Origin of the sequence: Azospirillum sp. HJ39, from assembly GCF_041507355.1 — a bacterium.
Lineage (GTDB): Bacteria > Pseudomonadota > Alphaproteobacteria > Azospirillales > Azospirillaceae > Azospirillum > Azospirillum thiophilum.
This window is the reverse complement of the sequence record NZ_CP167908.1, coordinates 43,320-52,199: the sequence shown is the minus strand read 5'-3', so window position 1 is coordinate 52,199 and position 8,880 is coordinate 43,320. Positions and strand designations below refer to the sequence as shown.

The 8,880-nt window shown below is 65.3% G+C and carries 6 protein-coding genes; 2 read left to right on the top strand and 4 right to left on the bottom strand.

Annotated elements, in window-relative coordinates; all coding sequences use genetic code 11:
* Positions 1-564 precede the first annotated feature (564 nt).
* The gene (gene mobC, locus ABMY26_RS07490; RefSeq protein ID WP_372395343.1) at positions 565-906 is read left to right on the top strand and encodes a plasmid mobilization relaxosome protein MobC; all 342 of its coding nucleotides are present in this window, start codon (positions 565-567) and stop codon (positions 904-906) included.
* Positions 899-2,581 carry a relaxase/mobilization nuclease domain-containing protein gene (locus ABMY26_RS07485; RefSeq protein WP_372395342.1) on the top strand — a complete coding sequence of 561 codons (1,683 nt, stop codon included), beginning with the start codon at positions 899-901 and terminating at the stop codon, positions 2,579-2,581. The genes mobC and ABMY26_RS07485 overlap by 8 nt, the downstream gene beginning before the upstream one ends.
* On the opposite strand, the gene ABMY26_RS07480 is transcribed toward ABMY26_RS07485, so the two are convergent.
* From ABMY26_RS07480 to ABMY26_RS07465, 4 genes are all read right to left on the bottom strand, one after another.
* Positions 2,571-3,443, bottom strand: a complete 873-nt coding sequence (locus tag ABMY26_RS07480; RefSeq protein WP_372395341.1) for a DMT family transporter — start codon at positions 3,441-3,443, stop codon at positions 2,571-2,573. The two genes, ABMY26_RS07485 and ABMY26_RS07480, sit on opposite strands and share 11 nt — an antisense overlap.
* Positions 3,444-3,533: 90 nt before the next feature.
* A complete protein-coding gene (locus tag ABMY26_RS07475; RefSeq protein ID WP_372395340.1) occupies positions 3,534-5,411 on the bottom strand; it encodes a type IV secretory system conjugative DNA transfer family protein in 1,878 nt (625 codons plus the stop codon).
* On the bottom strand, positions 5,390-6,379 hold the full coding sequence (locus ABMY26_RS07470; protein WP_372395339.1) for an ATPase, T2SS/T4P/T4SS family: 990 nt from the start codon (positions 6,377-6,379) through the stop codon (positions 5,390-5,392). Before ABMY26_RS07470 ends, ABMY26_RS07475 begins: the two co-directional genes overlap by 22 nt.
* Positions 6,379-8,877, bottom strand: coding sequence for a hypothetical protein (locus ABMY26_RS07465; RefSeq protein ID WP_372395338.1), 2,499 nt, complete (start codon positions 8,875-8,877; stop codon positions 6,379-6,381). Before ABMY26_RS07465 ends, ABMY26_RS07470 begins: the two co-directional genes overlap by 1 nt.
* Positions 8,878-8,880: the final 3 nt, after the last annotated feature.

Sequence of the window (8,880 nt, the reverse complement as noted above, 5' to 3'; positions counted from 1 at the left end):
CATATCCCCCCATCGCCCACATACCCACCGGGGAACGGACCAGCATCAGAGCGCGTTGAGGGGCGCGGGCTGGTCCTGCGCGGCCGTGCCGGCGCGCGCTCCCCCATGGATATGTGGACGAGGCGCGCCCAGGAGCAGGGTACAGGAGATTTGCCGGCGGCTACACGCCGCCATGGGCCGGGTACAGCCGGTTTCGCGCCGGGTACAGCCCGAAACCGCCAGGGTACAGGTGAGACCGACGGCCGGCTCCGCTGGCGCGGTTCCGGCCGTTTGCGAAGTGGCGGATTTGCTAGGCTTTTAAAAGACCGAAGATGAAGCAGGATAGGACTTTTGTGGCCACAAAGTGGCCCCAAAAGTCCCCGGCCGGGGGCCTATCCTGTGTTGCCGGTGGCAACGGGTGCGGCGGGGGGTGCCTTCGGCCGGCTGCGCCGACCCCCCGCCTTGGTCCTCTCGATCCAGCGTCTGCACGCCGATCCACGCCCGGTCTTTCGCCCACCCGACCGATAGGAGTAGATTAGTCGCCACCCACAGCCGCAGAGGACAGAGGCCCCGGTGCGCGACGAAATGTTGAAAATCCGAATGAGCGGAGGCGAGCTAGCGGTCATCCGCCGGAAGGCGGAGGCCGAGGGGCGGAAGCTGTCCGACTTCGTTCGCTCCGTCGCCTTGTCGGTGGCAAACGGCGAGAAGGCGTATCTCTCCACCGAGGACCGCCAGATCTACATCGCCATGCTCCACCAGCTGACGGGCGTCGCGACCAACCTCAACCAGATCGCCCGGCAGCTGAACACCGCCGCGGTGATGGGCGCCGACATCGCGGCCGAGATGCCGGCCGAGGTCTTCGCCGCACTGGCGGCCGACGTGAAGCCGCTCATGGTCGACCTTCGCAAGATCGTCGCCCGTGGCTAAGTTTTGGGACGAGTGGAGCCGGCGGCCGACAAAGGCCGACCGCACAGCCGAACAGGCACGGCTTCCCGGCCTACCGTCCAAGCGCGGCAGCAAGAGCAAACCGCACAAGCCAGAGCGCGACGGCCCCGCCCGCGCCGACGACGCCCAGGACCGCGCCGACGTCATCCGTCTTGGATTGCCGCCTCCCCCGACCAGCGGCAGCGGCGGCCGAGCCGGACCCCGTGGCCCGCGACCGACACCCGGATCCGGAGGGGGTGGACGCACCGCGCGAGGCGTCAGCCGGGAGGGTGTGTTCCGCGTCCTGAACACCGCCAAGCACGCCCGCGCCACCGTGAACCAGGCGCGCTATATCGGCCGCGTCGACTCCCATGCCGAGCGCAACGGGCGTGCCGACGTGCCGCTCGAAAACGAAGCCGGGGAGATCGTCACCGACCGCGACGGCATCGATGCCGAAATCCAGTCCTGGAACCTGAAGGTCGCCGACGACAACCGCTCAGCGGCGTGGAAGAAGGCGACGGCAGACGAGCGCCGCGACCTGGAGGAACAGTGGCGCAACGCCACGGCCGAGTGGCGCCAAAAGAACTGGAACAAGGATCCGCTGCGCAAGACGCAGACGGCCCACATCATCTTTTCGATCCCGCCGGCGAGCGGCGACGCCGAGCAGCTGCGCGCCGCCGTGCGAGCCGCCGGTGCCGAGGCGTTCGCCGGGCATCGCTACGTTTTCGCGATCCACACCGACCACGGGCGAGGACCGCACGCGCACTTCGTCGTGCAGATCGACCCTATCGACGCGACCCAGCAGCGATTGAATCTGCGCAAGCACGCCCTGCAGCGCTACCGCGCCGCTTTTGTCGACCACGCCCGCGAACATGGAATCGACGTGGTGGCCACCCGCCGCCAGGACCGCGACAAGACCCGCGATCACATCCACAAGGGGGAGCAGCCGTTGCACGACCACGAGAAGCGCAGCAAATGGACCGCCGCCGATACCCTGCGCGGCAATGTTCCAGGCTGGTATGAGCAGCACGGCCGCGAATACGAGTATTACCGCAACGGCCAGGAGGCGCCGGACGACGCCCGCCCCGGCAAGCTGCGCGGCTTCATGAACCGCTTTTCCAAGCGGCACACGCCCTTCGCCGACCGCACCCAGGAGCTTCAGACGCTGGCCAAGTATTTCGCCCATTACCCGGAGGGGGAGGCGCGCAGCCGCGCCGTGGAGAGCTTCGTCACGATGTTCAAGGAGAACCCGCGCACCGCGCTATGGGCGTTCTCCAATCACGCACAGGCGTTCGGGCTGGCAGACGGGAACAGCCCGGTCCTGCCCGGCCGCATCGCCGCAGCGGCAGCGCGCAGCGTCGATCCCAGCCCGCGCAGCGCCACCGAACAGCAGCGCCAGGACCGCGACCAGCAGCGCGAGCGCGCCGACCGGTCGCGGCAGGCGCGACGGACCCAGCAGGACCGCGACCGTATGGCGCGCAGCTTCAATAGCATGGCCGCCGACCTCGCGGCGGCTGGAGACCCCGAAGCCGCCGCCCAGGTCGCCGGACTGGCGGCCGACACCGCAGCCGGACGCACCGCTCCCCAGCATCAGCCCGGCAGCATGGGCAAGCCGCGACAGCGGCCCCAGCGCCGGCCGATGCGAGGCATCGACAAAGGGTTCGGTATCACGGATTGACCGCAGCCGCGCCCGTACTGGTCCCGCGAACGTAAACAAGCAGAGTGCCCGCCACGATCAAAGCGCTGCCCGCCAACCCGTGCAGGGTGGGCACCTCACCGAACAGGACGAAGCCCAGCACGGCGGCGGCCGGCACCGTCAGGAAGTCGAACGGCGCAAGGAAGCCGACCGAGGCTTTCGCGTAGGCTTTCGCCGCCGTCAGCTGCGCCAGGACCGCGAAGCCGCCCAGGACGGCCAGCAACGGCCAATCGCTGATCGGCGGCCCGATCCAATTCACAGCCGCGACCGGCCCCGTCGCCGCCACCGACGCCGCGGTGTAAATCAGCACGATCAAGCCGGCCGAGTTCGTCGCGGTCAGGCGCCGCACCGCTGTTTGAGACCCAGCCGAGGCAACGGCCGCCAGCAGCGCCGCCGCCGCCGGCAGCCGGAGTTCCGGAACCGTCAGCGCGGGCCAGAGTGACACAACCGCGCCAGCGAAGCCGGTCAGCACGCCCGCCCATACCGCCGGACTGGACCGCTCCCCCAGCATCACGCGCGCCGTCACCGGCATCAGCAGCACCCGGCTGAAGAACAGCAAGCTGGCCAGCCCCAGCGGCATGGATGAAAAGGCAAACATCAGGCTGTAGAGTGCCACCACGCCCAATCCGCACCGCATCGCATAGCCAAACGGATCACGCGGCCGCCCGAGGTCGACCAGGAGCCGGGAGGCGCCGACCAGTACCAGGACGCCAAATGCCGCCCGGAAGAAGGCCAGCTCCGCAGTGGGAAGCTTCAGAGCGAGAAATTTAGCGGCCGCACTGCTGGCCGCGAAGGTAGCGGCCGAGGCAATCGCCCACAGACCCGCTTGTAACGATATGCGCATTCTCCGCCCCGTCCTTTAACCTTGAGCGGGGCTCGTACCAGATCCAGAGGTGGGCCGACAACCAAGCCGGCCCACCCTCCTAACTCATGCTCAACCGATCTCCTTCAGGAATGACGCAATGTCCGTGTCGGACATGGGTGCATCATTCTTGCCCTTCCCGCCTCCCTTGGCCGTTCCCTTCGCCGGCTTTGCCGCCGGTTTCGGTTTCGCCGGCTTTGTCGCCGGCGCCGGCGGCGTCAGCCCGACCGGTGGCGCGATCACCTTCGCCGGATTGCCGACCGGGTTGAGTGCGCGTTGGATCTCCGGAGGCAGCGGCAAGTTCACCAGCCGCCGCAGTCGTAGCCTGGAGAAATGTGCGGCCTTGGCCTTGATTGGTGTCTGCTGGTGATATTGCGCGCCGACGATCACCCGACCCTTCGGCATCGACATGATTTCCTGCGGACGGATTAGTGGCACGCCCTCATAGGCTTCGCCCTCGCTACCGCCCGACCGTCCGAGCCCGACTTGGCGGTTCCAACTCAGCCGGATCCGGGTTTTCTGCCCTATGCTTTCCGAGATGAATTTCGCGGTGTTGAGGTTGTTTTGGGCGAAGACGACGCGGAAACCGTAGTTGGTCCACATCGCGTCCACCTGATCGTGCCCATACACGACCCGCGCCTGCGCCAGATCCTGGAATGCCACAAGCATCCGGACGCCGAAGCCGCGGATGATCGCCGGGCCGTCCTCGATGGCGCGGAGGCGCGGGAGGAATTTGGCCTCATCCAGCACCATCGCGACCTGCAGCTGTTTCCTGTCCGGTTCGCGGGCGGTCAGGTATCGCACCAGCGCTTCAGCGTGCATGCCGGCAATCTTGCCGTACAGATCGGCATCGAACGGAGGGGCTTTCCAGTATGTCGTGATCGGCCGCCGTTGCGGACCCACGCCATGATAGTCCGCAAGGTGGAAGTCACAGCGGGCCGTGCATTCAGAAATGTTGTCGTTGAGCCAGGGCGACATGTAGGCAAAGACCGTGCCCAGGATGTTTGAGCGCGTGCGGTAGTCGAACTGTGCAATCTGCCGAAGCCCGTCCGCAATCCGGCTTGGCCAACGCATCTCTTCCGCGTGAAAAGCCGCCTCTTCCAGCGCGGCCCGCACTTCGTCAACCTCGCCTTCCTGATCCTCTTCCGCCTCGATCCGCAACGACGACAGCCATTTCAGCACCTCCCCAAAGGACGTGTCTTGCTTGCGGCTTTCGTGATCGTAGATCTGATACAGCGTTGCCGCCGCGCCGAGCAGCCGGCCAACCCGTTCGAAGAAATCTTCCTGTCCCACGCGCGCCGCAGGCAGGATGATCCCCCAATACCGATCTACCAGATCGCCGCGCGCGGCGCCGTCCCTCGGCAGTTCAGAACAGGCGATCGGATTCCAACAGGCGGAGTTTTCCGATCCCCCCGCCATGTTGATGACGAACACCTTTCCCAGCTGACCGCGCGCGCCGGCCGTCATAGCCGCCAGTTCGCCCTTGGTGTCGTGGACCATAGCCGACATGCGGTTCCCCAGGCTCAGGAGCGAGGGGACGATCACGCAGCTGGTCTTGCCGGTGCCGGCAGGACCGAGCACCACCACCGACAGGTTGGCCGTGCGCAACACCACCCGGCGCAGCAGCCCCAGCACGAAGCCGTAGCGACCGCGCAAGTCCATCTTACGGAGGTCGCGGACCCGCGCCCATCGCGCCTGTCCATAATCTCCACCCATGGGCAGGATCTGGAGCGTCAGGACCGCGACGACGCCGGCCGTGAGCCATCCAATGGCCGACCAAAGCAGCCAGTCCGGGACATGGTGTTTCACCGCGACATAGCGCGCGATCAAGTCCCAGGTGTGAGACTCCCACAGTGGCACATCCCAGCCAACGAACACCGTGGCCACCCAGCCGGCGCCGACGACGAGCGGCACCAGCAGCTGCCCGATCAGGCGCCGATATTCAACCATTCACCCTCTCCCACCAGCCGCACGGGGTCTGCACCTTTCGACGGCTCCCAAAATTCGACAGCCCGGCGGCGACCGCCGGACAGCCGCTCGACGTGCACCACCAGGTCGATATTCCGCTTCAAGAACTCGAAGACTGCCGCCCGGTCCATCGTGTAACCGGCCATGGACAGGCGGAACCAGAAGCCTGTTTCCAGCGCCGCCGTGCAGTTGTTCGCGTGGGCGCTGGTCAGAAAGCCCTTATGGCCGTTGTTCAGGAATAGCAATGCCGGATAAGCATTCGGGATAGACAACTCGCCGAGCCAGAGCCGATCCGGCCGCGCACGCATGGCGTGGTCGAATACATCGGCATAGCTCACCGTCGCTTCCTTGTTGTTTCGGTCCAGCAGGAACCCGGCTTTGTTCTCCTGTGGCACCTGCAATTCGCTCACTTCCTCCGCGTAAAGCACGCGTTCATGGAGCGGCACGTCCCGGATGTAGGCATTCACCAGAGAGGTTTTTCCCGAACTGGTGCCGCCCGACAGGATCACATTATCCCCGTTGACCGCGGCCGCCTTCAGTCGCTCGATGAGATCCGGAGGACACCCGAAATCCTCATAGCTCCGCTTCGCTTGCCGGTGCACACGGATTGCGACGCTGATTCCCTCACCGACCGCCCGGCCCATCATCGCATCGAGACGATGCCCGCCCGGCAGCCGGGCAGACACGCGGGGTTGATCCGGTCCAAAATGCTGGCCCTGCCTCGTGGCCAGCAGGCTAAGCACCTTGCCCCACCGATCCAGCGTCAGATCCGGAACGCTCAGCGCCTCCCAGCGGCCACCATCCAATTCAAGCCGGACCTCTTGCGGACGCACCGCCACGATTTCCTGTACCCCCTGTTTGGCAAACAGGGGGCGCAGAACGTCGAGTTGCGAGTCAAAAAGAGCGTTTCCGGTTTCCGCCAAAGGTGATGTGCGGATTTTTCTGGCCATCAGTTGCCTCCGGTGCCGCAATCTTGCGTCGGAGACGGGTGAAGCACTTCAATCAACAGAGTTGTGTAGACCCACGGATCTTGGAAAATTTCACCGGCGCCGTTCTGCCGTCGTTCCGCACTCCGCTGTTTTTGAAAGCGCTCAATGTTGAAAGAGCACCCAACATTGCCGTTGATTCCCCAGGTCTTTACTTCCTCCACGTCACCGATGTTTTCAACAATCGGCGGAAGTGACGAGCACCCATCCTGCGTCACCACCGGCGCCCCAGCGTCGCCGGGAAGTGTCACCGTGGTTTGGTCGGTGCGAATGTAGGTGTTCTGGTGCTGAGTGCCCTGATACTTGGTGCAGCCGGAGTACCAAACCGAACCTGCGGCCGGAATCAGATCCTGCCGCACAAGGTTGTAGTCGCTGACCCGCGTCCCCTCGCGCTTGCTGATGACGATCCGGCCGCTCGGCGTGTCGACATAGCGGATGATCTGCTGCCACGACTGCTGAACGGTGTCGTCGTGGAACCATGGGGAGTTCGGATCGTCCTGATGCTGGTAGGTCGCGGCCGAGTTCGTTGTGCAGCCTTCCGTGTATTCCCACGAGCCATTATGCGACCAGCGATACCGGACGGTTCCATAGCTCACATTCGCCGCCGGCACATGGATGTACTGGCCTTCACACCCCTCTGTTGTCGCCACGATCCCGGCGGTGGAGGACGGCGTGCAATCCTGGACGGTGATCTTGCCTTCCGGCAGGTTCACCACCGTCCGCTGAAACAGCGTCACGACCTTGCCGGCATTGTTCACCGCCGGCTCGCAGCCGTTTTCCGTCCGGTAATGCGGGTATGTCGCCCCGTGGTCCTCACACCCGCCGATGGGGCGCGTTGAGCCATCCAGGAGGTAAAAGCGCGTCATCTGCTGATATGTCGTGCCGCCGCCAACATCGTGCCGAACATCGCAGCCGGCCGCCGTCCATTGGATCGGCACATATTGCGAGGTGGCGGCGCAGGCTTTCGCCGTCACTTCCGTCCCGGCCAGGTTCTTGTACGCCTTGCGCTTGTTGACGATCACCTTGCCGCCGGCAAGGTCGATGGATGGACTGCAGCTTTCCGCCGTGTCGTAGATCGAGAAGCTCTTTCCGTCCCAACGCTGGCAGTTGCCGGCGGTCTTCCTTGCGCCCGCCGTGGTCACGTAGAATGGTTGTGCCTTTGGATAGGCGAGGCTGGCCGACAGATCCACGTCATCGGTGCAGACACTCGGATCCCACTGAATTGGATAACGGTCAACCGCGTCCGTGCAGCTGCTGATTCCCTGAGATACGCCGTTAACGAACACCTCTTGTTTCTGCTGGCTGTAGACCAACCGACCGGGCACGTCGATGCGGTCGGAGCACGCAGTCGTGGTGACGGAGCGCGTCGGTTCGGTTGCCGTGCCTCCCGGCGTCGTGGTTGGATCCGTGGGGTTGCCGTTCGGCTGCGGCGTCGTGGTTCCCGTCCCACCGGGATTCGTTCCACCGCCCGTGATCGGTGTTTGGCTGCCGCCTGGAACCGTGTTCCCGTTCGGCGTTGTGTTGCTGCCCGTGTTGCCACCCACGCCAGTCCCGCCGCCGATCCCGCCCGTGCCGGTGCCGTCGCCAAACCCGCCCGTTCCGGTGCCGCTTGAATCACTCCCGATCCCGGTTCCCGAGGTGAGGCCGCCGGTGCCGTCACCATTGTTCAAGCCGCCGGTGCCGGTGCCGGAGGTAAGGCCACCGGTGCCGTTACCATTGTTCAAGCTGCCGTTGCCGTTGCCGGAGGTAAGGCCGCCAGTGCCGTTGCCCGTTGAACTGGTCCGCATCGCGTTCGCGCTGCTGGTCGTGCCCAGGCCGTTGGCCCCACCCGCTCCATTGCTGCCGCCGCGGCCACCGGCGCCGCCGTTGGCGTCCGTGCCGCTGCCGCGACCGCCGTTGGCGGAGGCGTCCTTGTTGTCGCCATCGCTGAGCAGGCGGCGGGCGGTGCGCACCATGTCGTTGACGGCACCCGTTGCGGTCAAAGCGTCTGCCTTCCCGGCGCTGATCTTGTTCACCGCCTCCAAAGTCTTCAGCGCATCTTTCAAGGCGGCATGCCGCATCTTCTTGTTCGGGATGTATGCGCGGACTTCGGTCCACTTCACCGATCCGTCCGGCGCCATCTCGCCAATCAGTCTGATCGGATCGAGGCCGCGACCGTCCTTCTCCCCGAGCAGCTGATCCAGGCGTGCGTAAATCAGCCCAGGCTTTTCCGCCGGCAGCTTTTCCAAGGTGGACGAGTCTGTTGGACTGACGTCCGTTTTCGTCCGGGGCGTCATACCGTCCGGTTCCGCAGCCACTCCCCCGAGGTTCGCTAGGACCGGCTGCACTGCAGCTGCGGTTGCGCCCGCAACGCCTCCCACCGGCCCGACGCTGACCGGCGCACCGCCAAATCCTTGCGCGAAAGCTGTGCCACCCCATAAGGCCATGGTCGCCGCGACCATGGACAACGATTGCCGTTTCATCCT

Bases quoted from the DNA above. Each gene is read 5' to 3' on its own strand.
- mobC (WP_372395343.1), top strand. From the start codon at position 565: ATGTTGAAAATCCGAATGAGCGGAGGCGAGCTAGCGGTCATCCGCCGG.
- ABMY26_RS07480 (WP_372395341.1), bottom strand. From the start codon at position 3,443: ATGCGCATATCGTTACAAGCGGGTCTGTGGGCGATTGCCTCGGCCGCT.
- ABMY26_RS07465 (WP_372395338.1), bottom strand. From the start codon at position 8,877: ATGAAACGGCAATCGTTGTCCATGGTCGCGGCGACCATGGCCTTATGG.
- ABMY26_RS07470 (WP_372395339.1), bottom strand. From the start codon at position 6,379: ATGGCCAGAAAAATCCGCACATCACCTTTGGCGGAAACCGGAAACGCT.
- ABMY26_RS07475 (WP_372395340.1), bottom strand. From the start codon at position 5,411: ATGGTTGAATATCGGCGCCTGATCGGGCAGCTGCTGGTGCCGCTCGTC.